The 22,377-nt window shown below is 51.0% G+C and carries 24 protein-coding genes and 1 tRNA gene; 10 read left to right on the top strand and 15 right to left on the bottom strand.

The features are described from left to right. Positions 1-80: 80 nt before the first annotated feature. A complete protein-coding gene (locus tag A7C91_RS07930; RefSeq protein WP_068666429.1) occupies positions 81-887 on the top strand; it encodes a sugar phosphate isomerase/epimerase family protein in 807 nt (268 codons plus the stop codon). On the opposite strand, the gene A7C91_RS07925 is transcribed toward A7C91_RS07930, so the two are convergent. From A7C91_RS07925 to A7C91_RS07905, 5 genes are all read right to left on the bottom strand, one after another. Beyond that, a complete protein-coding gene (locus tag A7C91_RS07925) occupies positions 884-1,270 on the bottom strand; it encodes a ribonuclease III family protein (RefSeq protein ID WP_068666427.1) in 387 nt (128 codons plus the stop codon). The two genes, A7C91_RS07930 and A7C91_RS07925, sit on opposite strands and share 4 nt — an antisense overlap. Beyond that, on the bottom strand, positions 1,267-2,586 hold the full coding sequence (locus A7C91_RS07920) for a hypothetical protein (protein WP_068666425.1): 1,320 nt from the start codon (positions 2,584-2,586) through the stop codon (positions 1,267-1,269). The genes A7C91_RS07925 and A7C91_RS07920 overlap by 4 nt, the downstream gene beginning before the upstream one ends. Before the next feature lie 100 nt (positions 2,587-2,686). Further along, positions 2,687-2,974: a DNA-directed RNA polymerase subunit L gene (locus A7C91_RS07915; RefSeq protein WP_068666423.1), complete on the bottom strand. Its 288-nt coding sequence runs from the start codon at positions 2,972-2,974 to the stop codon at positions 2,687-2,689. Then, positions 2,964-3,596 carry a DUF2067 family protein gene (locus A7C91_RS07910; protein ID WP_068666421.1) on the bottom strand — a complete coding sequence of 211 codons (633 nt, stop codon included), beginning with the start codon at positions 3,594-3,596 and terminating at the stop codon, positions 2,964-2,966. Before A7C91_RS07910 ends, A7C91_RS07915 begins: the two co-directional genes overlap by 11 nt. A gap of 2 nt (positions 3,597-3,598) precedes the next feature. Continuing rightward, positions 3,599-4,186: an exosome complex RNA-binding protein Csl4 gene (locus A7C91_RS07905; RefSeq protein ID WP_068666419.1), complete on the bottom strand. Its 588-nt coding sequence runs from the start codon at positions 4,184-4,186 to the stop codon at positions 3,599-3,601. Between the two features lie 128 nt (positions 4,187-4,314). Here A7C91_RS07905 and A7C91_RS07900 point away from each other — a divergent pair, with 128 nt between their 5' ends. Beyond that, positions 4,315-6,192, top strand: coding sequence for a threonine--tRNA ligase (locus tag A7C91_RS07900; protein ID WP_068666417.1), 1,878 nt, complete (start codon positions 4,315-4,317; stop codon positions 6,190-6,192). On the opposite strand, the gene A7C91_RS07895 is transcribed toward A7C91_RS07900, so the two are convergent. The 4 genes from A7C91_RS07895 to A7C91_RS07880 form a co-directional block, all read right to left on the bottom strand. Next, complete coding sequence (locus A7C91_RS07895; RefSeq protein ID WP_068667430.1) at positions 6,182-6,910, bottom strand: hypothetical protein; 729 nt, start codon at positions 6,908-6,910, stop codon at positions 6,182-6,184. The two genes, A7C91_RS07900 and A7C91_RS07895, sit on opposite strands and share 11 nt — an antisense overlap. 82 nt (positions 6,911-6,992) lie before the next feature. Beyond that, on the bottom strand, positions 6,993-7,673 hold the full coding sequence (locus A7C91_RS07890; protein WP_068666415.1) for a TBP-interacting protein: 681 nt from the start codon (positions 7,671-7,673) through the stop codon (positions 6,993-6,995). Between the two features lie 99 nt (positions 7,674-7,772). Further along, positions 7,773-8,567: a polyprenyl diphosphate synthase gene (gene uppS, locus A7C91_RS07885; protein ID WP_068666413.1), complete on the bottom strand. Its 795-nt coding sequence runs from the start codon at positions 8,565-8,567 to the stop codon at positions 7,773-7,775. 6 nt (positions 8,568-8,573) lie between these two features. Then, a complete protein-coding gene (locus A7C91_RS07880; protein ID WP_068666411.1) occupies positions 8,574-9,098 on the bottom strand; it encodes a gamma carbonic anhydrase family protein in 525 nt (174 codons plus the stop codon). A gap of 71 nt (positions 9,099-9,169) precedes the next feature. Between A7C91_RS07880 and hjc the strand changes: the two genes are divergently transcribed. The 6 genes from hjc to A7C91_RS07850 all read left to right on the top strand — a co-directional run bounded on the left by hjc (position 9,170) and on the right by A7C91_RS07850 (position 14,180). Beyond that, a complete protein-coding gene (gene hjc, locus A7C91_RS07875) occupies positions 9,170-9,571 on the top strand; it encodes a Holliday junction resolvase Hjc (RefSeq protein WP_068666409.1) in 402 nt (133 codons plus the stop codon). Next, a complete protein-coding gene (locus A7C91_RS07870) occupies positions 9,561-11,090 on the top strand; it encodes a COG1470 family protein (protein WP_068666407.1) in 1,530 nt (509 codons plus the stop codon). Before hjc ends, A7C91_RS07870 begins: the two co-directional genes overlap by 11 nt. Positions 11,091-11,174: 84 nt before the next feature. Further along, positions 11,175-12,212 (top strand): lysyl aminopeptidase, encoded by a 1,038-nt coding sequence (locus A7C91_RS07865; protein ID WP_068666405.1) that lies wholly within the window; start codon positions 11,175-11,177, stop codon positions 12,210-12,212. A gap of 117 nt (positions 12,213-12,329) precedes the next feature. Then, positions 12,330-12,734, top strand: coding sequence for a DUF86 domain-containing protein (locus A7C91_RS07860; RefSeq protein ID WP_199920007.1), 405 nt, complete (start codon positions 12,330-12,332; stop codon positions 12,732-12,734). Between the two features lie 77 nt (positions 12,735-12,811). Continuing rightward, complete coding sequence (gene cyaB, locus A7C91_RS07855; protein WP_068666403.1) at positions 12,812-13,366, top strand: class IV adenylate cyclase; 555 nt, start codon at positions 12,812-12,814, stop codon at positions 13,364-13,366. Beyond that, positions 13,350-14,180 carry a hypothetical protein gene (locus A7C91_RS07850; RefSeq protein WP_068666401.1) on the top strand — a complete coding sequence of 277 codons (831 nt, stop codon included), beginning with the start codon at positions 13,350-13,352 and terminating at the stop codon, positions 14,178-14,180. Before cyaB ends, A7C91_RS07850 begins: the two co-directional genes overlap by 17 nt. On the opposite strand, the gene A7C91_RS07845 is transcribed toward A7C91_RS07850, so the two are convergent. Beyond that, positions 14,140-14,994, bottom strand: a complete 855-nt coding sequence (locus tag A7C91_RS07845) for an energy-coupling factor ABC transporter ATP-binding protein (RefSeq protein ID WP_068666399.1) — start codon at positions 14,992-14,994, stop codon at positions 14,140-14,142. The genes A7C91_RS07850 and A7C91_RS07845 overlap by 41 nt on opposite strands. After that, positions 14,991-16,472 (bottom strand): TrkH family potassium uptake protein, encoded by a 1,482-nt coding sequence (locus A7C91_RS07840; protein ID WP_068666397.1) that lies wholly within the window; start codon positions 16,470-16,472, stop codon positions 14,991-14,993. Before A7C91_RS07840 ends, A7C91_RS07845 begins: the two co-directional genes overlap by 4 nt. A gap of 97 nt (positions 16,473-16,569) precedes the next feature. On the opposite strand from A7C91_RS07840, the gene map reads away from it, so the two are divergent. Continuing rightward, entirely contained in the window at positions 16,570-17,457 is an 888-nt protein-coding gene (gene map / locus A7C91_RS07835) for a type II methionyl aminopeptidase (RefSeq protein ID WP_068666395.1), read from the top strand. 300 nt (positions 17,458-17,757) lie between these two features. Here map and A7C91_RS07825 read toward each other — a convergent pair. Then, positions 17,758-17,843: transfer RNA gene (locus tag A7C91_RS07825), tRNA-Ser, on the bottom strand. 140 nt (positions 17,844-17,983) lie between these two features. On the opposite strand from A7C91_RS07825, the gene A7C91_RS07820 reads away from it, so the two are divergent. Then, positions 17,984-19,159: a CBS domain-containing protein gene (locus A7C91_RS07820; RefSeq protein WP_068666391.1), complete on the top strand. Its 1,176-nt coding sequence runs from the start codon at positions 17,984-17,986 to the stop codon at positions 19,157-19,159. Between the two features lie 13 nt (positions 19,160-19,172). On the opposite strand, the gene A7C91_RS07815 is transcribed toward A7C91_RS07820, so the two are convergent. The 3 genes from A7C91_RS07815 to A7C91_RS07805 form a co-directional block, all read right to left on the bottom strand. Further along, a complete protein-coding gene (locus A7C91_RS07815) occupies positions 19,173-20,180 on the bottom strand; it encodes a DUF835 domain-containing protein (protein ID WP_234394341.1) in 1,008 nt (335 codons plus the stop codon). Between the two features lie 89 nt (positions 20,181-20,269). After that, a complete protein-coding gene (glmU, locus tag A7C91_RS07810) occupies positions 20,270-21,529 on the bottom strand; it encodes a bifunctional sugar-1-phosphate nucleotidylyltransferase/acetyltransferase (protein ID WP_068666387.1) in 1,260 nt (419 codons plus the stop codon). Beyond that, the gene (locus A7C91_RS07805) at positions 21,526-22,341 is read right to left on the bottom strand and encodes an undecaprenyl-diphosphate phosphatase (protein WP_068666385.1); all 816 of its coding nucleotides are present in this window, start codon (positions 22,339-22,341) and stop codon (positions 21,526-21,528) included. Before A7C91_RS07805 ends, glmU begins: the two co-directional genes overlap by 4 nt. Between the last annotated feature and the right edge of the window lie 36 nt (positions 22,342-22,377).

Raw genomic sequence — 22,377 nt, 5'->3', positions numbered from 1 at the left:
TATACTCCCAAGTGGAACTTTTAAACCTGCCCCTCGCTAAGCTTTTATATCCTCCGCACCACTCTTGTGTAGGTGATAGTATGGAGATAGGTGTAACGATTTATCCACATTTCGTCACGAAGGACAAGACTCTCGCATCGATTCTCGCCGACGTCAAGATAAAGAACTACGACTTCGTGTCAATCTTCCCGCACACCCTCGGCCTTATAATGAACGGCATTGTCATTGAGAAGAAGCTCAGAAACGTTGAGACCACGCTTCGCGGAGTGGGCATCAACTACATCGTCAGAATGCCGATCTCAGTGAACCTGCGCGACCACATCTACTACACGCGTCACTTCCGCGTCGCGAAGGCCGTGGCCGACGTCGCCATAAAGCTCGGTGCCAAGGTCATCGTCATGCAGAGCGGCAGAACCGGAAGGCTTGACCTTGAGATAGAGGCCATACAGCAGCTTGCCGATATGGTGCACCCATTCGGCATAAAGATAGCCCTCGAAAACACCTTCAGCGTTAAGGATACACTCTACGTCGTTGACAACGTCGACAGGGAGAACGTTGGCTTTGCCCTGGATGTTGCCCACGCCTTTCTGAGCGCCCAGGGCGATGCAGACAAACTCCTCAAGGACGTCAAGCTCGGTACCGACAAGACGATCATTCTGATGATACACGACAACTTCGGAAAGCTCTTCCCGCAGGTCGAGCCAGAGGATGCCCTGGCTTACGGCGTCGGTGACCTCCATTTGATACCCGGCGAGGGAAGCATACCCTTCGGAAAGGTGCTCAGGCTCTTCGGTGATGTCCCGCTCCTGCTAAAGGTCAAGAACCCCAAGAAGTTCGCCAAGGTTCCCAGCAAGCAGGGCCTTATTGAGCTTCTGACGAGCCTTTAAAGCTCCAGTCTCTCCCTTATTACCTTGAAAACCTCTGCAAAGGCCTTTCCTATTGCCTCTTTTCTCCTTGAGAAGTGGGTAACGTCCTCCATGAAATTCTTCTTAAGGATTTCAACGGCCTCTTCGATGCTCACAACTCCTTCAAGCCAGGCGTAGGCGAATATGGCCTCGGCTATGTCTCCCCTCCCGTGCTTGTCGGTCCTCGGTGGAACCACGTGCTTCAGCCCAGAGAGCTCGAGGGCCGTGCTTAGAGAGGCGTTCGGAACCCTCTCACCGGTGGGGCGCCCAAGATATTCGCTCAGCGCCAGCGAGAAGACGAAGTTCACCAGAGAATCACCAAACTTCGACAGCCCCTTGTCCCTGAAGTCCCTCTTGTATCTCAAGCTCCCACCCCAAGACGGTTGGAGAGCCAGGTTTTAAGGGTTTTGAGGTGGGGAATGGTCGAGGTCAAAACTATGAGGTAAAGAAGAACCGTCAGACCAAGGCTGTAGGCAACGTACGGCTCGTCTTCGAAAATCCTCAGGGTTAAGCTGTCTACCAGGTGCACCATTTCCCAGTTCGGGTTTTTCAGATGCACATGGAACCAGAAGCTCGCCGGCTGCATTATCGGCCAGAACCCAGCGTAGATTGCCGTTCCAAGGGCAAGGCTTGAGGGGAAGCCCCTTCCGCAGGAAGCAATCAGAACCAGGAACGCCACGAGGGGTGCAAGGTACTGGGGGTTTACCCTCCAGAATGTCGCCACGAAAACGACATATGCGAGGGAGCTTGAGACGAGCAAGTTTCCCTCAAAGGAGTGCCTCACAAAAACAAGGGAGAGCAGAATGGCCGCTGGGACGTACCAGTGCTCCAGAAGGGTAAGGGTTTCGGCTCCCCTCGTCTGGTGGAAGTAAGTGGCCAGGCTTGAAACCCCGTTTAGGCTGTAGGGGATCGGAAGCGCGTAGCCTATAGATATCCCTCCCATGAGCTCCGGTACCGAGCGGAGGCTCGAAGGGCAGAGGAGTAGGAGTGGAAGGAACGGAAGCGAGACACCCAGAAGAAAGAGGGCGAGCTTCTTAACAGCCCCTCTTCCAGTTAGAAGGGCGTCCCACACCGAGACGAGAGCAGGGAAGAGAAGGGTGTACTTGACGGCTAATGTAAACCCGTAAAGCGCGTGGGAGAGATTCTCCTTCAGGGTCGAGAGGTAGAGGCCCAGCAGAAAGAGGAGGAGTGCCAGCCCGTCAAACATGCCGTAAATGGAGGAGACGTAAATCGTCATCGGGTTCAAATAATAGAGCGCGGTCAGGAAGAGGGCTTTCTTCTCACCCCTTAACATGAGCATGCGGTAGAGCAGAAGCGCCACGAGAGCATCTGCAAGGATGAAGAAAAGCTTCACAGACAATGCCCATGTAGAGTCAACATAGACGTAGTAATTTCCATCGCTCCAGAAGGCTTCTACAGAACCCCCGACGAGACGGCGGATTAAAGCCAAGAGATAAGCCAGAACCGGGCCGTAGACGTAGGGCCAGGGATACGGCCAGCCCTCCCTGATGTGGCCGATTCCATCAGCGTAGGAGTAAAAGCAGGCTCCATGTTCAAGCATTGTCTCAGCAAAGCCGTAAAACTGAGCCAAATCACTGCCAGCTGAATACGGGGCCAATACCAGCCTCACAGCGAGTCCAGTTAGGATTAGTATAGTAAGCAGTGGGGGAGGACTTTTCAATCATTCCACCTCACGGAGGGTCGGGAAGTTTCAACTTAAAGTTAGAAGAGTTCAGGATTTAAGGGTTTTGGAAGCGGGGTTAACAAAAAGGGTGGAGGGCTTACTGGCCAACGGCCTCTTTCCAGGCCTCGAGAACGGCCCTCGCCCTGTCAAATATCTTCTGGGCAGCCTCTTCAAGTGCCTGCCCTGGAGTCACCTTTCCATCGGTGACGACCCGGAACTTCGGCTTCCTGGCCATGAGAACCGGGTGCTCGATGGTGTAGCCGGCAAAGGTCACATGCTCGTTCTCGTGAAGGACTTCGTTGAGCAGGTTGGCGAAGGTGTGGTCCTCACCCTCAATGTAGAACTCAAGGACGTTTTCCTCACGCTTGATGACCTCAATTTTCATCTTCCTCACCCTTCAAATGCTTTAGCAGGATCTCCAACGCCTGCTCCTTGTTCTTCACCAGTTCGTATTTAAACTTATCCTCCTTCCACTCGGCCAGACCCAGTTCCAGCAGGATGTCTATAGCTTCCTCAGGATCCAAGTTGTAACGGATGGCTACCGGGAGAATCACCTCGCGTATCTGCTTCGTTGTCTGGAGGGAAACATCACCAAGATACTCACCCAGCATTCCAACGAGTTTAATTATCTCCTCCCACGGCATCGACGTTACTAGCTCTCCATTCTTGACCTCCACGGTTTCCCCGAGAAGCTCAAGGGTCTTAACGAGGATTGGTGTCGAGACGCTCGCGCCGGCCCCCCTGAAGAGATCGTCGAGATTGTAGTGGTAGAGTCTGTGCCTATCTGGGTAGAGCTTAGCCCTCACGCGGTTGTGAATCTCCTTGATTTTGTAAGTCGTCTCGCGGATCTCCTCCTTCGTTCCCTGTATGTTTATCTTGAGGTCGTTGAGCTTTCCGTGGACGTAGATGAAAGCTGGAAGGCGGAGCCTCTGGAGCTCCTTGAGGAACTCTTCCTTCTCCCTATCGTCCTGAACGTGAATTGTAATTACCTTTTTTGCCCTCGCCATACTTACACCTTCAGCTTTCTGTAGAAAGAGGAGAGCTTCCTTGTTTCGACGTGGCCGCATCTTGGGCAGACGAGCTGGTTCCCACGTCTGACGAGTGGAGCCCTACAGCGTGTGCACAGCGCGTAAACCACCCCAAGGTCGTGGCCTTTCGTGGAGAGCTGTATTGGACTCTTCTCGTTGGCTATTACCCTGGCCCTGATTACATCTCCAATCTTGAACTCGTTGGTCATGCTCTCGATGTATCCCTCCCTGACCTGGGAGATGTGGATGCCGGCCAGCTTCGATGTGGCGATCTCCCTCTCGTTCCGGCCCTCGATTCTAACGAGCTGGACTATCGCGGCTTGGGGCTTGACCTCTATGACCTTGGCTATAACGATGTCTCCTATCTGCGGAAGCGGAGGCGTGTCCGTAACTGATTCTATGCTTATTTCCATTTTGTTTGGATCTATCCTGACTCTTCCTGGCCTGATCGCGTAGAGTTCCCCGTTCTCCTCTTTAACACCATCACCCGGAAAATACTCCTCGATAACGCCGAGATAATCTCCAGGGAGAACGAGGTCGCCGTTTTCTACCCGTTTCTTTTCATCCATTCCCCCACCTCCAAGGAAGTTCGGATTCGGATTTTTTAAGTCTTTGCTATGGGACGTCAGGTGAGAGTTTATAAAGGCCGAGGGAAAAGTTTTAGTAATTCCCATTGACCCTAGGGTGGTGGTTAAAGATGAGAATGCTTCTAATACACAGCGACTATTTGGAGTACGAGGTCAAAGACAAGGCTTTAAAGAACCCCGAGCCGATACGTGAAGAGCAGAAGAAAGGAAGGCTTGAGGAGGTTCTGGCAGCCTTTATAAGCGTTGAGAAGGTCGACGAGACCAACCCAGATGAAGTTGTAAAAAAGGCCGTTAACGAAATCAAAGATGTCGCCTCCCATATTAAAGCCAAAAACGTGTTCGTTTATCCGTTTGCCCACCTCAGCAGCGAGCTCGCCAAACCCGATGTGGCCCTTGAAATCCTTAAAAAGATAGAAGAACGTCTCAAAGAGGGGGATTTAAACGTCAAGCGCGCCCCATTTGGTTACTACAAGGCCTTCAAGCTCTCCTGTAAGGGCCACCCGTTGGCAGAACTCAGCAGGACAATAGTCCCGAGCGGCGAAGCCAAAGCCGAGGAAGAAGTCCCAGAGGCCCTCAAAAAGGAGGAAGAACTCATCAGCTACTGGTACATACTCACCCCCGAAGGCGAGCTTATCGAGGTCGACAAGTTCGACTTTACCGGCCACGAGAACCTTAGAAAGTTCGCCAACTACGAGATAAGCAAGAGCCGCATCGCTGACAAGGAGCCACCACACGTCAGGATAATGCTCGAGCAGGAGCTCGTAGATTATGAGCCGGGAAGCGACCCAGGCAACCTGCGCTACTACCCGAAGGGCAGACTGATAAAGAGCCTCCTCGAACAGTACGTAACCGAGAAGGTCATCGAGTACGGCGCGATGGAAGTTGAGACCCCTATTATGTATGACTTCGAGCACCCAGCTCTCGAGAAGTACCTCAACCGATTTCCAGCGAGGCAGTACATAGTTAAGAGCGGTGACAAGAAGTTCTTCCTCCGCTTTGCGGCTTGCTTTGGCCAGTTCCTCATCAAGAAGGACGCGATAATAAGCTACCGCAACCTGCCGCTCCGAATGTACGAGCTCACCAGGTATTCCTTCAGGCGTGAAAAGAGCGGTGAGCTGAGCGGACTCAGGCGCCTTAGGGCATTCACGATGCCAGATATGCACACCGTCGCTAAGGACCTCAAGCAGGCCATGGACGAGTTCAAGAAGCAGTACAAGCTCAGTATGGAGGTCCTCAAGGGTGTCGGGCTTACCCCAGAAGACTACGAAGTGGCCATAAGGTTTACGGAGGACTTCTGGAACGAGAACAGGGACTTCATAGTGGAGCTCGCCAGGATTATAGGAAAACCCGTGCTCATCGAGATGTGGAAGCAGAGGTTCTTCTACTTCATCCTCAAGTTCGAGTTCAACTTCGTGGACAACCTCGACAAGGCGGCCGCACTTAGCACAGTCCAGATAGACGTCGAGAACGCCGAGCGCTTTGGTATCACCTACTACGATGAGGAAGGCAAGGAGCAGTATCCGCTCATACTCCACTGCTCGCCGAGCGGAGCAATAGAGCGCGTCATGTACGCCATCCTTGAGAAGCAGGCCAAGCTCCAGGCCAAGGGAGTAAAGCCGATGTTCCCGCTCTGGCTGAGCCCGATACAGGTCAGGGTCATCCCGGTCAGCGAGGAGGTTCTTGACTACGCCCTCTACGTCGCAGGAAAGCTTGAGGGGGCAAGGATCAGGGTCGACGTCGACGACACCAACGACAGGCTCAACAAGAAGATAAGGAAAGCAGAAAAAGAGTGGATTCCCTACGTCATCGTGGTCGGCAGAAACGAGAAGGAGCAGAACACTGTAACTGTAAGGCGCAGGAGCGGGGGCCAGGCCGAGATGCAGCTCGAGGATCTCATCAAGGAGATAAAGAGCCAGACCGAGGGCTTCCCCTACAAGCCGAGGCCTCTGCCACTTATCCTCTCGAAGAGGCCCAAGTTCAGGGGCTGATTTTTCTGACCTTTAATTTATCCATCCCTCTGTTCTTGGTAACCTTGAATGAATAAGCCGTTGGCTCGAACTCCTCGTAGGGGGCCTTTATTAGATAGAGGAACTCTGTTGGACCGTCTTCATCGAGTTGAGACTGGGCAAGGATGACGTAGTCGCTTATGCTTGTCACCCACGCCACAAAGCGCTGAGAGACCACGTCCCTATTGATTGCAAGGACCAGGGTGGAATCTCGGAGCCGAATGCTCTTCGAGGCAAGCGTCTGATTTAGAAGCTTCAGGGTATTATCCTCTCCCAGGAGAAGGGAGGCCCCATCAAGGGTGTATATCATGCGAAGTGCCAGTTTCTCTGAGAGATATTCCTTCAGCGGACCATCATGGATACGCTCTATCTTCGGGTTCAGGGTCTCTGGCTCGACCTTATCGAGGTAGAAGACGTTGGGAAGCTCCTCCTTTGAGAGGTACCTGGACCCAAAGAAGTCTATTATTGCCATCTCTCCTTTCTCTAGGGTGTTCCTGATGTCAATGCCAACTGTTTCGGCCTTTCTTATGAACGCACTTAGCGGGACGCTGTAGTTTGAAACAATTCCAAAGTAGCCGTTTTCCAGGCCGTAGCGTAGAAGGAGTAGCGCTATCTGCCAAGCCGACGAGTAGGCATCGTAGACTACGCTAACCGTTGAACCCGGAAGGTGCTCCTTGTGGAAGATTTCAATGACGTTCATTTCCTTCACTGGCACCACCTCCACGAATGTACACACTGAATTCCAGCCAGCCGATTGTAACAAGAATTAGATAAAGAAGAACTCACTCGACGGACTCCCTCATACCTGCCATAATATCGTCGAGGAAGTCATTGGCCTCTTCGCTGAACAGCTCCCTCGGCACTTCTTTTCCGTGCTTGTCGTAAACCTTGCCATCCCTGAAGTTGATTTCGAAGACCTCGTACCTCTCCTCGCTCTTCTCATGGTGCTTGATACCGTGCCACTTGAGGTGCCTCTCGACGCTCTCTATATCAACGTACTTCCCGCAGTCTTTACACCTGTAGAACTGCCAGAAGACGTAGTCCTGGCCAGCCAGCATGTTGTTCTTGATGTGCTGAACGAGCACGCCCCCAAGGTACTCGTAGAAATCCTCCTGAACCAGCCTGCCGTCCTCCTCGACGACCTTGAACCCGCTCCACACTATGTGGTCGTTTATGTCGGCGAGCGTTGCCTTGAGGTAGCGGTAGGTGAGGATAAAGGCCCCGTTGTGAATGTAGAAAACGCTCTTGTCAGGTATGGCGATTATCCTTATTCCATCGGCGTCCTCCTCTGAAAGCTTCTCCGCGTGCTCCTTATTGTCGGCGACGTCTATTGTTATCTTCACACTGCTCTTCTTGTGGATTCCGATGATTCTGTCATCATTAATCTCCCAGTAATAGTCATCAAGGTATCTCACTTGGGCATAGACTTTTTTAATCCTCGGACTGAGCTCTTCGTAGGTCATTAATCACCACCGTGGAGAGATAGAAGCTAACGTTAATAAGCTTTAGCGAAAATTTTAAAAAGGGTCGTTCTGCCCAATGGGGGCTGCGATTGAGAAGTGCTACCTTCCGAAGCGCCTCTGCCGTTTCTGGTACTCTCTGATTATCCGGAGGAAGTCTATCTTCCTGAACTCAGGGAAGTAAACATCGACGAAAAACAGCTCACTGTATGCTATCTGGTAGAGAAGGAAGTTGCTTATTCTCACCTCACCGCCCGTCCTTATCACGATGTCAGGGTCCGGCATGTTGGGATAGTAGAGGTAGCGCTTTATGAGATCCTCGTCTATGTCTTCCCTGCTTATTTTTCCAGCGAGAACGTCGTCAACAATCTCCCTCACCGCATCCACTATCTCGCTTCTCCCGCCGTAGGCTATCGCTATGTTCAGGAAGTAGTTGTCGTACTTTCTTGTGGTCCTTTCCGCCTCTTCAGCGGCCTCCCTGACGTCTTTGGGGAGGAGTTCCTTTCTGCCTATGACGTTCACGCGGATGCCGTACTTATGAACCCTCTCGTCGTGTATCAGCTCGTGGAACTTCTCTTTAAAGAGGTTCATGAGGGCATTTACTTCCTCTGGCGAGCGCTTGAAGTTCTCCGTGGAGAAGGCGTAAACGGTGAGCGTCATTATATTGAGCTCGCGGCACCACTCCAGAATCTCCTCAAGCTTTCGGGAGCCAAAGAGGTGGCCGTACCACGGGGGCTTCTCAAGCTTCCTCGCCCACCGCCTGTTTCCGTCCATAATTATCGCTACATGCTTCGGAATACGGCCCCTCTTAACCTTGTCTATGAGGTAGCTCTCGTAGAGGTCGTAGGCGGGCTTGAATAAAATGTGGGGAATATGAGAAACCAAACGGGATATCATCACGCATCACTCGATTCTCTTCCTACCCTTCATGTGCTTTTCAGCCAGCTCGATATAAATCTCGGCGTTCTTCTTTGTCCACTCAATCTCCTCCTCACTGAGCTGCCTGACGACCTTACCAGGAACACCGACAACAAGACTGTAGTCCGGTATCTCCTTGCCCGGTGGGACGAGGGCACCGGCACCGATGACGACGTGCTTGCCTATCTTAGCACCGTCTAGGACAACCGCACCCATTCCAATGATGGTGTAATCTCCTATCTCCGCCCCATGAACAACGGCGTTGTGCCCGATGGTAACATACTTGCCGATTATCGTCGGCTGTCTGTGGGAGGTGTGTATGCTCACGTTGTCTTGGATGTTGGAGCCTTCGCCCACGTAAATCTGCTCTATGTCTCCCCTGAGCACGGCAGATGGCCACACGTTGGTCTTGGCTTCAAGAACAACATCACCTATGACCGATGCAGTCTCATCAATGAAAGCGGTCTCGTGAATTTTAGGTTTCTTTCCATCCAGCTCGTAGACTGCCATTAGTACCACCGCCCCTAACTCCTCGACATAACTTATAAACCTAACCAGACAAGATAGTCTGAGGGAGTGCAATGAGGTACAAAAAGGGTGCGAGTGCCGAGAGGGAGCTCATAAAGATGCTCGAGAAGGAGGGATTCGCAGTCGTACGCTCCGCCGGGAGCAAGAAGGTTGACATCGTGGCCGGCAATGGAAAGCTGTACCTCTGTATAGAGGTGAAGAGCACCCACGACGAGAAGCTCTACTTCAGTCGGGAAGATTATGATAAGCTCATCTCCTTCGCGGAGAAGTTCGGGGGAAGGCCTATTATAGCGGTCAAGTTCATCAACAACGGCTGGCGCTTCTTCCATCCGGAAAACCTTGAGAGGGGAGGCAAAAACTATAAGGTTAGCCTCCAAACATCAAACTACCTGACCTTTGATGAGGTCGTCGGAAAGCAGAGGTCTCTCGAAGAGGTGATAAGTCGTGAAGCTTAGGGCTTTAATTCTCGTCCTCCTGATGATTCCGGTTTTCCTTCCCTCCGCCAGCGCCCAGTCCCCGCTAGCTATCATTCCACTAAATGATAATTTTTCTGGTGTCCCTGGCGACGTTATAGTAATACCCTTCCGTCTCATAAACCTTGGAAACGAGACAATCTCGAACGTTACCGTGTACGTTACGGGGCCGACGGAGGGCTTCCTTTACCAGAGCAAGGTCATCAGGGATCCAATCGGACCAAATGAGACAGTTCAGGACACTCTATCCGTGAAGATCCTTAACATTGATCCTGGAAAATATACCCTTATCATTGTCGCCCGTGTGGGTTCGAGCTACTCGGAAGCACAAGTAACGATAACGGTTAAAACCTTTGTCGATTACGCCCTCAGGATAGATGCCGACGACGAATACCTCTACGGAAACAACGTAACGGCCCTCCTTAGGATCACGTCCCAGGCGAACGGTGTTATCATCGGACGGATAGGATACAGTTTCTATTACGATGGAACCCTTTTCAAGAGCTTTTCCACGGTCATCTACCTTAGACCCGGCGAGAGCTGGCTTCAGAACCTCACGCTGACCACGCCCAAGGTTGGCAACTACATGATTTACTTCTGGGGCAACTTTAGCGGCAGGTTTAAGAGCACCACCGCGACTTTCCGCGTCTACCAGAGGAACCTTAAATACGAAGCCTACTTCAGGGACGGAGTGATTTACGTTCAGGTTTACGATGAGAACGGAAACGGCGTCCCAAATATCTCGATTAAGATAAACGAAATTCCGTTCAAGACGGATGACGATGGCACAGTCGCCTACCTGGTGAACCAGCCCGGGACATACAAAATCGTGCTCAATCTCGATGGAAGAATCATAACAACCTTCGTCGAGGTGAAAAAACTCTTTATGAGCTATTCTCAAGAAAATGATACACTGCTGGTTAAAGTCGTGGATTCCACCGACGTTCCAGTTCCTAACATCACCGTAACGGCATCAGGGCCCCTAGGAAAGACCTACGCCGTGACGGACTCGTCAGGTCTCGCTACAGTAGACCTGAAAAAGACCGGCTACGGGACCATCATGCTCAAGGCCGAGAGCAGCAGATACATTGGAGCAGAGGCGAACGTTAAGGTAGTTCCCCCCATAACTCCCATGCCGACGTCCACAACGATCACACCCGAAAGCAACGTCTCGACGAGCACAGTTCCGCAGGAGCCCCAAAAGGGCTACGGTCCCTTGGGTGTCGTACTCATCATAGCCGGCATTCTATTCGCTGGAACGTCCTACTCGGCCTTCTTCATGCCGTTAACCCAAGAGGAAGTGCTCGACCGCTATTACTTCGTGAAGGTGAAGGCACCGAGGCTCAGGGGCATGGATAACTTCCGCTTTGAAAAGGCTGTGTCTGCCATAGACGTTAGGGCAACCAAGGGGACGGCAAAAGTTGAGGACAACAGAGTAATCTGGGAAATAGAGCATTTGGAGCCAGGTGAAGAGGCCTACCTCCAGGTAATCCTCGGCTGACCTCTTCCCCTCTTCTGCGGCAAACCTTTTAAGGAAAGGAAGCGTTACTGTTAGATGGAAATCTTAACGAAAGAGGTGATTGAAATGGTGAACATCGAGCTTTTGAAAAAGGTCATTGAGGCTCCTGGTGTTTCTGGATACGAATTTCTCGGAATACGAGACGTCGTCATCGAGACCCTCGAGGGCTACGTTGATGAAATCTATGTTGACAAGCTCGGCAACGTCATAGCCCCCAAGAAGGGCTCCGGGCCAAAAATCATGATAGCAGCCCACATGGACAAAATCGGTGTCATGGTCAACCACATCGACAAGGAGGGTTACCTTCACGTCGTTCCAGTTGGCGGCGTTGACCCAAGGACTTTAGTTGCCCAGAGGATTCGCTTCTTCACCGAGAAGGGCGAGCGCTTTGGCGTTGTCGGCCACATCCCACCACACCTCCAGAAGCCTGAGGACAGAAAGAAGGCAGCCGACTGGGATACCATAGTGGTCGACATCGGTGTTGACAGCAAGGAAGAAGCCGAAGAGCTCGGCTTCCGCGTTGGCACAATCGGAGAGTTTGCCCCTGCCTTCACCCAGCTCAACGAGAACAGGATTGCCACGCCATATCTCGACGACCGCGTCTGCCTCTACGCTATGCTCGAAGCTGCAAGACAGCTCGAAGAGCACGAGGCTGACATCTACTTCGTGGCCAGCGTCCAGGAGGAGGTCGGCCTCCGCGGTGCCAGGGTTGCCAGCTACGCCATTGACCCCGAGATAGGCATAGCCATGGACGTCACTTTCGCCAAGCAGGTTGGCGACAAGAGTAAGATCGTTCCGAAGCTCGGCGGCGGTCCGGTTATGGACGTCGGGCCAAACATCAACCCGAAGATAAGGGCCTTCGCCGATGAAGTGGCGAAGAAGTACGAGATACCGCTCCAGGTCGAGGCTTCACCGAGACCAACCGGTACGGATGCCAACATAATGCAGATTAACCGTGAGGGCGTCGCAACGGCAGTTCTGAGCATACCCATCAGGTACATGCACAGCCAGGTTGAGACCGCCGACCTAAGGGATATAGACCTTACGATAAAGTTCGCCAAGCACTTCCTTGAGGAGCTCAAACCCATGGACCTGACACCGTGAGATGACGGTCGATTGAAATATCCCTTTTCTCTTTTACCTTTCGAATTATTATTCTGTCGGGACACTCTGGGAAAAGTTTATTTCATCATTTCCCAAATTTTCTGTCGGGGTGTGGGTGTGAAAACCGAACTCATGGTTGAGAGCATTGAACTGATAAAGGAAACCATGCCCAATTCTTTTGAGGAGTTTCAAGCACTGGGCCTTGCGAAAGATGGAATCTACAAAAGGCTCGAGTTCGCAATACAGTGCATTCTAGACATCTGCTCTCAAATAGCGCATGAACAGGAGATGGTGAGCTTTGGCTACAAAGACCTGGTGAACAATCTGGCCGAAAACGGAATAATATCCTCCGAGTTGAAGGAGAAGCTTTTCTTCCTCGTGGATCTGAGGGAGATACTGATATACAACTACGACCTGATGAGCGATGAGATAGCCTTCCGAAACGTGCCCGAGTACATTGAGTACATTGAAGCTTTCCTGAAGGAGGCGCCGTGGAGGAGAGACTTAATCCGGACCCGTTAATTCTTTCGGCAAGGCTACAATAAAGGGAGATGGGATACCATAATATCCTTTTAAAAAAGCTTTAAGGAGGCGTTGGCATGATTGAGATTGAGGTTAAAGGCTACGCGGACGATAAGGTGTTCGAGCGTGTCAGGAAAAATTTCAAGCTAATTAGACGAGAATACCACGAGGACACCTACTTTCAGCACCCCTGTCGGAACTTCACAGAGACCGACGAGGCACTCAGGATAAGGATACGAAAGTTCAACGGACATTTTGAGGCATTCATAACATACAAAGGACCGAAGATTGATCCGAATTCAAAAACAAGGTGGGAAATAGAGGTCCCCGTGAGCGACCCGGACAGGCATGTAGAGATTCTTGAGAGCCTCGGCTTCAAGGAGGTAATGACCATTGAGAAGACCAGGGAAAAGTACTACGTCGACAAGGGTATCGTTATAATGCTCGACGAGGTCGAGGGCTTAGGGAAGTTCATCGAGATAGAGGCACTCGCCGAAAGTGAAGAAGCCGTAGGGGAAACCGTGAGAATATTAAGGAAAATCTTGATCTCACTTGGAGTTAAAAAGTTTGAGAGGCGTTCCTATCTAGAGCTGATACTGGAGAAGGAGGGAAGCTATGGAGAAGCTAGATGAGTTTTTTAAGTCCCTGATAGGCGAGAGAAATGGAAAATCTGACCTGGAAATACTCGAGGAGATCGAGGGCTACCTCCAGACAGGAGGGGTAGATGAGGCTATAGCCCAGCTTAAAAACCTTGAGAAGGAACAGAACATCTTTTTAGCCCTCAGAATGATCATGCGCTCTATTGTGAGCCAGCTGGACGAGCTGAACCAGTTGGGCACCATCACCCAAGAAGATCTTCAGAAAGTCCACGAGAAAGTTAAGGAATTGATACCCATTGTGAACACTGTCTTCAACTCCAGGTATAGGGCGCTTCTCATGGCAGACCTATCCGTGCTTTTCTACTGCCTTAATGATGAACTTAACGGGGACATGGCCCTCCGCACTGCCATCGATTTGGCAAGGAACCACGATGACGTCCTCAGGGACATAATGATGTGCTTCATAAGGAAGGGTCTTCTTAACAAGGCGGGCTATGCAATAAAGATGGTCAGAGAACCCGAGAAGCTCAACGTCGTTCTCGTCCAGCTGGCGGAGATGTTCTACCGTGCCGGGGACATGAAGAAGGCAAGGCTGATAATCGATCACATAGCCAGTCCGTTTCACAAAACGATGGCATTCTACTACATAGCCGCCATAGAGGCAGAACATAACAAAGAAGAAGCGCTCAAGATACTGGATGCAGCTTTTCAAATGGCAGAGAAAGTCAAAGACCCAGAGGCGAGGTTTGAACTTACGCTCAAGCTCTATGAACTGAAGCATTCAATCCTCGGTAACACATTCAGTCTTAAAGAGATTTTATCTCGGAAAGGAGGTCCTCCTCAGTAAAAGCCAGCCGCTTTATCAATCCCCTCCTCTTGAGCTCATGAGAGATTTCAAGGCTCGGTGGGAGCTTTACGCCAAGCCTTCTCAGAACTTCAACTTCCTCTACTATCTCTCCTGGCTTGCCTTCAAGTATTATCCTACCCCCATCCATGACGATTACCCTGTCTGCAAAGCGGAGTATGTACCCCGTGTGGTGCTCAACCAAGATGACTGTGATGCCGTGTTCTTTCCTGAGGAGAGAGATGAGTCCAAGAACCTCTTCCCTTCCAACGGGGTCGAGCTGGGACGTGGGTTCGTCGAGAACCAAGACTTCCGGCTTCATTGCCAGAATTGCTGCTATAGCCAAGCGCTGCTTCTGTCCGCCGCTCAGGTTGGGGGGGAACTCCTTCTCTAAGCCCTCCAACCCGGAGACTTCCAGTGCCCACATAATACGTCGCATAATTTCGTTTCTGTCAAGACCAAGATTTTCAAGCCCAAATGCTATCTCGTCCTCAACAGTCATGTTAAAGAGCTGGCTTTCGGGGTTCTGAAGAACCAAACCAACGATTGTCGAGAGCTTTGCCACGGGCGTCTCCTTTGTGTTGTATTCCTCCCCAGTTTTTGGATCCCGTACAATTACATCCCCCGAAAAGTCCCCTTTTATCGAATGAGGGATTATGCCGTTAAAGGTCAGGCAGAGCGTTGATTTTCCACTTCCACTTGGCCCGAGTATGCCCAGAAGCTCTCCCTTTTTAACCTCAAAGCTAACGTCCCTCAGTGAATAGTTCACTGCCCTGCGGTACCTGAAGCTTAGATCCTCAACGGTTATCACCTTCATCTCTTGCCCACCACCCTGGGCGCGAGGAAGAGGACGCTTATTATGAACACCAGTGTGGAGAATATCTCCAGCCTGCCTATCCACATGTGGAGAATGAGAAGGATCTTCATATCAATGGGGAGGCTGGGAGACGTTATTCCAACGCTCAGTCCGACGTTTCCCTGAGCGGAAGCCACCTCAAAGAATGAATCCACAAGTTTTGTTCCAAGGCGGAGCATGGTGTAGATCGTGCCAAAGAGCAGAAACGCCAAGTACGTCATGGTGAAGCTCATGACCTCCTGGAGATCCTCCTCACTGAAGATGTAGTTTCCAACCTTCCTTTTGATAATGGCCCCCCTCGGGAGCAGGGCCTGCTGAATGGTCCACTTCAGGCTCTCGTACATCAGGATGACTCGTATGAGCTTTATTCCACCGGCGGTGCTTCCCGCTCCACCACCTATGACCATCAGCATACCTATCATGAACTTGGCCAGCTCAGGGTATTTGCTCAGATCCCCTATTCCAAATCCAGTACATGTTATCGCCGATACCGAGTGAAAGATAGACTGTCTGAGGGCTTGGCCGATGGTATCACCAATCTGGATCAGGCTGAATGTTATTATTGCCACCGTTGGAAGGAGGAAGAAGAATAGGTACCTAACCTGAACATCCTCGAAGAAGGGCTTGAGGTGTCTCTCCCGGAAGATTTTATAGTGGACGGTGAAGTTGACGGCACCCATAATCATGAGGAATATCGTAACGGCCTCTATGGCGGTGCTGTTGAAGTAACCTATGCTTAAGTCATGGCTGCTCATACCGCCGGTTCCGAGGCCAGTCATGGCGTGGATTACCGCATCAAAGAGCGTCATGCCGTTGATGTAGTAGAGGTAAACTCCGACCAGCGTGAGGACGAAGTATATCTCAAAAATTACCTTGGAGGTATTGACGAGGTTCGGCAGAATCCTCTCGCTCCTCGCCTCGGCCCTGTAAAGCCTCGCTGCTGCAACACCTGGGCGAATGAGTATTGTGAGCGCGACGAGGACGATACCTATACCTCCCAACCACTGCATCCAAGAGCGCCAGAAGAGCAGGATATGGGGATAGCTCTCTAGGTTGCTCATCATGGTGAGGCCCGTGCCTGTCCAGGCGGACATGCTCTCGAAGTAGGAATCAATAAATGGCATGTTGGCGATGCTCATGAAGGGGACGACGCTGATAAATGACGCAAAGAGCCAAGTGAAAGCGGCAGAAACCATAGCCTGCCTGAGATTAACGTCCTCGACGTTCCCCAGATGCCTGGCAAGCCATGCGCCAAGGAGGATGCTAAAAACACCAGGGACGGCGAAGTATATGACGTACTGAATTTCATTCGGATAGATCCAGGCTAACAGAACCGGAAATAGGTAGGCAAGGCCAACGCCCTGAAGTATGGCTCCAATGAGGTTTTTGACTACGAATAGATCGTCGGAGATATTGATGTACTTCCCTAACTCTAGCATGGGCCCACCGTAGATTAAGGGTTCGCACCAAATAAAAGGTTTTCTCAGGTGGAAAGGTTTAAGGGGCGTGAGAGCTTTCTTAGCTCGGTGATAGAACGTGGATGAAAGGGAAGCCTTCATAAAGGCTGGGGAGATAGCCAGACAGGTTAAAAAAGAGGTAATTGACCTCATAAAGCCAGGCGCCAGGCTCTACGATATAGCGGAGTTCATTGAGAAGCGAATAGTTGAGCTCGGCGGGAAACCGGCTTTTCCATGCAATCTTTCCATAAACGAGATTGCTGCACACTACACACCGTATAAGGGCGACGAGACAGTTCTCAAGGAGGGCGACTACCTAAAGGTAGACATTGGAGTCCACGTCGACGGTTACATAGCGGACACGGCCTTAACGGTTCGTGTCGGGATGGAAGAGGACGACCTCATGGCGGCAGCCAAGGAAGCCCTTGAAAACGCGATAAGCGTTATTCGTGCAGGGGTCAAGATACGCGAGATTGGAAAGGCCATAGAGGAGACCATCAGATGCTACGGCTTCAATCCCATAGTGAACCTCAGCGGGCACAAGATTGAGCGATACAAGCTCCATGCTGGTATTTCCATACCCAACGTTTACCGCCCGGCGGACAGCTACGAGCTCAAGGAGGGCGACGTAATAGCCATAGAGCCCTTCGCAACCACTGGAGCAGGCCAGGTCATAGAGGTTCCGCCCGCGCTGATATTCATGTACCTCCGCGACAGACCCGTGAGGATGATCCAGGCAAGGAGGCTTTTGATGCACATCAAGAGGGAATACAACACGCTTCCCTTCGCCTACCGCTGGCTCCAGGGATTCATGTCCGACAATCAGCTCAAGCTCGCTTTAGCGCAGCTCGACAGGGTGGGGGCGATATACAGCTACCCAATACTCAGAGAGGTTCGCGGAGGACTGGTGACCCAGTTCGAGCATACGGTTATAGTCGAGAAGGACGGCGCGCTGATAACCACGTGATTATTTCGTTAGTTTATTTTTTCACCATACATAGATGGGCATCCTAAGAAACGGTGAGGTTGCCCCGTACCCTAAAGCTCGTACTGTACACAATGGGGGCCTTCTCTCAAGAGTTGTCATAGTAGTGATGAGTTTCCTCAAGTTCCAGGTAGCAGCCTTTATCAAGAAAGGCAGCACAGCGTTTTTATGGATGGTCCTTGTGTTAATCGGGATTTCAGTGGCGCTCGTTGGCCCAGTTATCAGAGTGCTGAAGCTGGTTAGAGAAGGGGAAAGGAGCTAACCCCCAACGGGCTCGGCAGATGGCGCCGGGGCAGGGATTTGAACCCTGGTGGGCAACGCCCACGGGATCTCGAGTCCCGCGCCTTCCCATGCTAGGCTACCCCGGCGCGGTTTGGATTTCTCATGCAAGTTTTATAAATCTTTCCGCGAAATATTTATTAACCAAACTTAACTAAACTCCTCTCGGAGAAGTTGCAAAGATTTAAATTATCGAGCACCCAATAATAAAGTGAAGGAGGTGGCAGAAATGGTCGGTATTCCTGTGCAGGAGGTTATAACTGGGAAGTTCCAGAAGATAGACATCAACGCCCCGCTTTCTGAGGCGATTGGCATCTTTGAGAAGGAGGACCCGGACCTTATTCTGGTCTTCGATGGAAACGTGTACAAGGGTGTCCTGACCCAGGACCTTATTATACACTCCCATCTCAAGTGGAACCCAACCAAGGCTAAGGTTAAGGATGTTTATAAGACCGCTCCAGTTATCAAACCGAACGAGGACCTAAGCAAGGCCGCCAAACTTATGATTGAGGTTGACCTGCGCTCCCTCCCTGTTGGGGAGAGCAAAGCTGAAATAATCGGAGTCATAAGCGATTTAATGCTCTTGAACAGGATCGCTAAGGAAGAGTTCGGAAAGAGAAAGGTAGAAGAGTTCATGACGACGGATGTCATCACTCTTAGACCGGACGACACGGTTGCCAAAGCCTTAGCGACGATGCGCGACCATGCCATCTCGAGAATTCCCCTCGTTAACGAAGAGGGCAGGCTTGAGGGCCTCGTTACGCTCCACGACCTCATAGTCAGATTTATAAAGCCGCGCTTCAGGGCTCAGACTGGCGAACTCGTCGGCGAGAAGATACCGCCCTTCTCGACCCGGCTCAGGGAGGTTATGATAAGGGGCGTCATTACCATACTGCCCGATGCCACTGTCCAAGAAGCCGTTGCAACGATGATAGATAGCAACATCGATGGCCTCGTAGTGGTCGATGAAAACGACAGGGTCAGGGGAGTCCTGACCATTAAGGATCTGCTCCTGCCAATCTCAAGGATGGTCGAAAAAGAGGTAAAGTTCTACCTCCAGCTCGGAGGAGACGCCGCCCTACTGAGCGACTTCACCAGGGAGAGGATTATAGAGGACATCAAACGCTTTGTAGACGGTTATGAAGACCTGCTCGGCAACGAGGGCACAATATACCTCTACCTCCGGCGCTTCAGCGAGAAGTTCAGGGGAGTCTACCTCTACCAGGCAAGGATGAGAGTAGTCACCGACAGAGGCATCTTCATCGCAACCGGAGAAACCTGGGGAGCGATACAGGCCGTCCACGATGCCATTAGAGCCATCGAGAGACAGCTACTCCAGAAGGCAGAGCTGGAAAGGGACACCCACTACTACAAGCGCTTCCTTGAGAGAATAGGTCTGGCCTGAAAATTTGATGCAGTCACCCCCTTGAAAATTCCCTTTCCAGTATTTTTTTCTGGAACGTATCGAGTGCACTGGAATTCACAACAAGTATCAGCGTGCCCTTATTGGCCAAGACCCTATCCTTCACGTTCAAGAGGAATTTAATGGCGTTATCAAAGCCATTCTCCAAGATGAGATATTCAAAGGCGTCTATGTAGACTACTCTGTATCCCCTTTCCACGGCCCTGGCTATAAGGTCAATCAAGATGTCTATTTTAGTTGGGCTTATGGCGTAGATTGTGGGAGAGTCGTGGAGCTTACCTTCCTTGGTTCTCGTGATCCAAAACACTATGGCCTCGGGGTTTATTTGCTGTTTGAGCTTGTTGACATCCTTACGGGTTATCATCAATAGGCCCGGCTCAAGCTCCCAGTCTCCGAACTCTCGAGTCACTGATTCTCTGGTGGGATACAGAAAAGCTCCAGGGGGTATATCACGTTCAACTTCGGGTTCAATGTGGAAGAACAGATAGAACATGAAGCTCAATGCCCCACTCGCCATCATTATTCTGAACATTGTGCCCAAGAAAAAGCCGTACGGGACAAACCACTTCCAAGTGGCGGTTACGGGATACGTAGCGTTCAGTAGTCCAAGGAGCATCATCCCCACAGGAAACAGCAGCTGTTCGAACTTCTTGACTATGATGTAGCGGTAGAAGACAATCCCCGCATAAACATAACCGAGGGCGTAGACCAAGAATGGCCCTAGGGCCCTTATGGTTAAGTCGGGATAGAAGTGGGTCGTGTTTGTAACGACCAGCCATAGGTATGAGAAAATACCAAACCCCAAAATGACAATAGAATCCCTCATCGTCGGGTTCGGGGTTTCCAGATACCTCGCAGCCAAAAGCAAGAATAGTCCCTGGAGTGCGGTGTTTACCATACCCAGAACGAACGCCACCTCTGGAACAAGCTTGAGCCCCAATGGCTCCAGAAGGAGCTGCTCTGGGGTGATAGCCGAAAGAAGAAAGGCCACCATCAAGAACATCCAGCCTTTACTGCGCTCTTTATATGTTTTATACGCTGCCACCCCGAAGAGTATCCACCTTGAAATTAGGTTGAGGGCGTATACCCATATCACAGTTCTCTAACCTCCTTTTCCTGCTTCACTACCACAAGGCTGTTGCTTGGCACATTTTTATCGACAATGACTCCGGGTCCGATAAATGAGTTGCTCCCGATTTCCCTCCCAGGATAGATGGTCACGTGTATGCCTACCTTGACATTGTGGCCTATTATCGCCCCGAGCTTTCTCCTTCCAGAGTCTTCGAGTTTGCCCTTTATCTCGACTTTTATGTTCCCCTTATCGTGTCTGAGGTTTGCAGTGATCGTTCCAGCACCAAGGTTTGTGTTTTCCCCTATTATCGAGTCACCCACATAGTTGAGGTGGGGAGCGTTACTGTTGTCCATAATTATGGAATTCTTCACTTCGACGGCGTTCCCGATGTGACAGTTGTCACCGATGCTTGTGTAGGGTCTTATGAAGCAGTTGGGGCCTATGCGCGAGTTTTTGCCTATCTTAACCGGCCCGATGATGTAGGCCCCACTACGTACCACTGTTCCCTCGCCTATCTCCACGGGCGGAACTATGGTTGCCCCCTCCTCCACGATACCCCGTATCTCGTGCCGGAGGTAGTTTTTAAGGAGGTATTCGTTAAGCTCAAGAAGGTTCCACGGTCTCCCAACGTCGTTCCAGTAGGCTGTATAAACTGCGTAGGTTATTCGTTTGCCCGCGTTGATCATCAGGTTGAGGGTGTCGGTTATCTCGTACTCCCCACGCTCGCTTGTTGGGGTTTTCTCAATGAACTCAAATACATCGGGTTTAAATATGTAGACGCCGAGGTTGGCGTAGCCAGGTACCTTCCCAGGCTTTTCCCCGACGGCCTTCACAAGGTTCCCGTCAACCTCTATCTTCCCAAAGTGGCTTAGGTCATCAAACTCTTTAACCAGTATCGCAGCATCCGCCTTTTCCTTCTTGAAGGATTGGATGAGCTCCTTAACGCCATCTATCTCGAAATAGATATCACCGTTCGCCACTATGAACTCCTCGCCCTCAATGTAATCCTTAGCAGATTCTATCGCCTTCGCCGTACCGTCTCCTTCAAGCTGGTCAACGTAAGTTATCGGCTTTCCGTTGAACTCGTCCCCCAGGGCTTTAACCAGCATCTCCTTCTCATACCTAACGATGAGAATAAACTCATCCACGAACGGGGAGAGGTTCTCTAAGATGTACTCTATTATCGGCCTGTTGGCGACTTTTAGTATTACTTTCGGCCTGTCGTCCGTCAAGGGCCTCAGTCTCTCACCCTTCCCAGCGGCAAGCACTACAGCCTTCAAAGGACCACCCCCAGGATGTATACAATCACCGCAATGGAACCAAAAATAGTGACGAATACCTTTCTACCAAGGATATTAGGGAGTTTTAGGAGCAGACTCATCGTGAGTATGCTGGTCACAAAAGAAGTGAGGAACGCGACAAATGAGATGCCCAATGGGAGCTGGGCTTCACAGCCATCGAGAAAGATCAGCCTCATCACGATGTAAACAGGTGCTATGAGAAAACTCAGCTCCAGGGCACGTTTTACGCTGACACCCGTGCCCAAAAGGGACGTTATTGTAAGCCCAGTCCTTGATATACCATTTATGAACGCAATTCCCTGTGATACACCGACTATCAGAGAGTCGAGGAACGTGGGCTCATTTTCACTATCGCGCAGGTTGCTCTCAACGTTCTTTAGTGTGGCCTTAATGCGCTTAGAGGTCAGCATTCCCATACCAATGAGGAGAGCACCAATGATGGCATTGACCATGTCTGCAGTCTTTGGATCAAGAACATCGGAGAGGCCTATACATACGGAGTACCCAACGAGAATCGTAAAGATTGAGGCGTAGAAGAGGAATCTCCCATCGGCGTCTATGTTAATTTTGATGGCCTTTTGGGCGCCCTCGGCTACCTTTTCTCTGAAGTGGAAGAGGACTGCGAAGAGGATACCAAGGTACGCCGGGACGAAGTAAGTCTCGTAGAGCGGGTTGATTTCCGCGAGAACCGTTTTTAAGAAGTACCCATCGAAACTTATTGGAAGCCACGAGGATAGCGCGACGATAACTCCCGAAATCGCTGAGCTGTAGTAATCGTACGGATAAACCATGGCAATCACTAAAAGGTTTTAACCTTCGAGAAAAAT

The organism is Thermococcus piezophilus, from assembly GCF_001647085.1.
Lineage (GTDB): Archaea > Methanobacteriota_B > Thermococci > Thermococcales > Thermococcaceae > Thermococcus > Thermococcus piezophilus.
Note: the sequence above shows the minus strand (reverse complement) of the source record. Positions and strands in the feature narration are given on the sequence as shown.

Coding starts and splice junctions, on each gene's coding strand:
- A7C91_RS07905 (WP_068666419.1), bottom strand. CDS start 4,186: ATGGATGAAAAGAAACGGGTAGAAAACGGCGACCTCGTTCTCCCTGGA.
- A7C91_RS07895 (WP_068667430.1), bottom strand. CDS start 6,910: ATGAACGTCATTGAAATCTTCCACAAGGAGCACCTTCCGGGTTCAACG.
- A7C91_RS07805 (WP_068666385.1), bottom strand. CDS start 22,341: ATGGTTTATCCGTACGATTACTACAGCTCAGCGATTTCGGGAGTTATC.
- A7C91_RS07890 (WP_068666415.1), bottom strand. CDS start 7,673: ATGACCTACGAAGAGCTCAGTCCGAGGATTAAAAAAGTCTATGCCCAA.
- hjc (WP_068666409.1), top strand. CDS start 9,170: ATGAGGTACAAAAAGGGTGCGAGTGCCGAGAGGGAGCTCATAAAGATG.
- A7C91_RS07880 (WP_068666411.1), bottom strand. CDS start 9,098: ATGGCAGTCTACGAGCTGGATGGAAAGAAACCTAAAATTCACGAGACC.
- A7C91_RS07840 (WP_068666397.1), bottom strand. CDS start 16,472: ATGCTAGAGTTAGGGAAGTACATCAATATCTCCGACGATCTATTCGTA.
- A7C91_RS07820 (WP_068666391.1), top strand. CDS start 17,984: ATGGTCGGTATTCCTGTGCAGGAGGTTATAACTGGGAAGTTCCAGAAG.
- A7C91_RS07910 (WP_068666421.1), bottom strand. CDS start 3,596: ATGGCGAGGGCAAAAAAGGTAATTACAATTCACGTTCAGGACGATAGG.
- A7C91_RS07845 (WP_068666399.1), bottom strand. CDS start 14,994: ATGAAGGTGATAACCGTTGAGGATCTAAGCTTCAGGTACCGCAGGGCA.
- A7C91_RS07915 (WP_068666423.1), bottom strand. CDS start 2,974: ATGAAAATTGAGGTCATCAAGCGTGAGGAAAACGTCCTTGAGTTCTAC.
- A7C91_RS07930 (WP_068666429.1), top strand. CDS start 81: ATGGAGATAGGTGTAACGATTTATCCACATTTCGTCACGAAGGACAAG.
- A7C91_RS07900 (WP_068666417.1), top strand. CDS start 4,315: ATGAGAATGCTTCTAATACACAGCGACTATTTGGAGTACGAGGTCAAA.
- A7C91_RS07865 (WP_068666405.1), top strand. CDS start 11,175: ATGGTGAACATCGAGCTTTTGAAAAAGGTCATTGAGGCTCCTGGTGTT.
- A7C91_RS07850 (WP_068666401.1), top strand. CDS start 13,350: ATGGAGAAGCTAGATGAGTTTTTTAAGTCCCTGATAGGCGAGAGAAAT.
- cyaB (WP_068666403.1), top strand. CDS start 12,812: ATGATTGAGATTGAGGTTAAAGGCTACGCGGACGATAAGGTGTTCGAG.
- A7C91_RS07815 (WP_234394341.1), bottom strand. CDS start 20,180: ATGTTCTTGATGGTGGCCTTTCTTCTTTCGGCTATCACCCCAGAGCAG.
- uppS (WP_068666413.1), bottom strand. CDS start 8,567: ATGATATCCCGTTTGGTTTCTCATATTCCCCACATTTTATTCAAGCCC.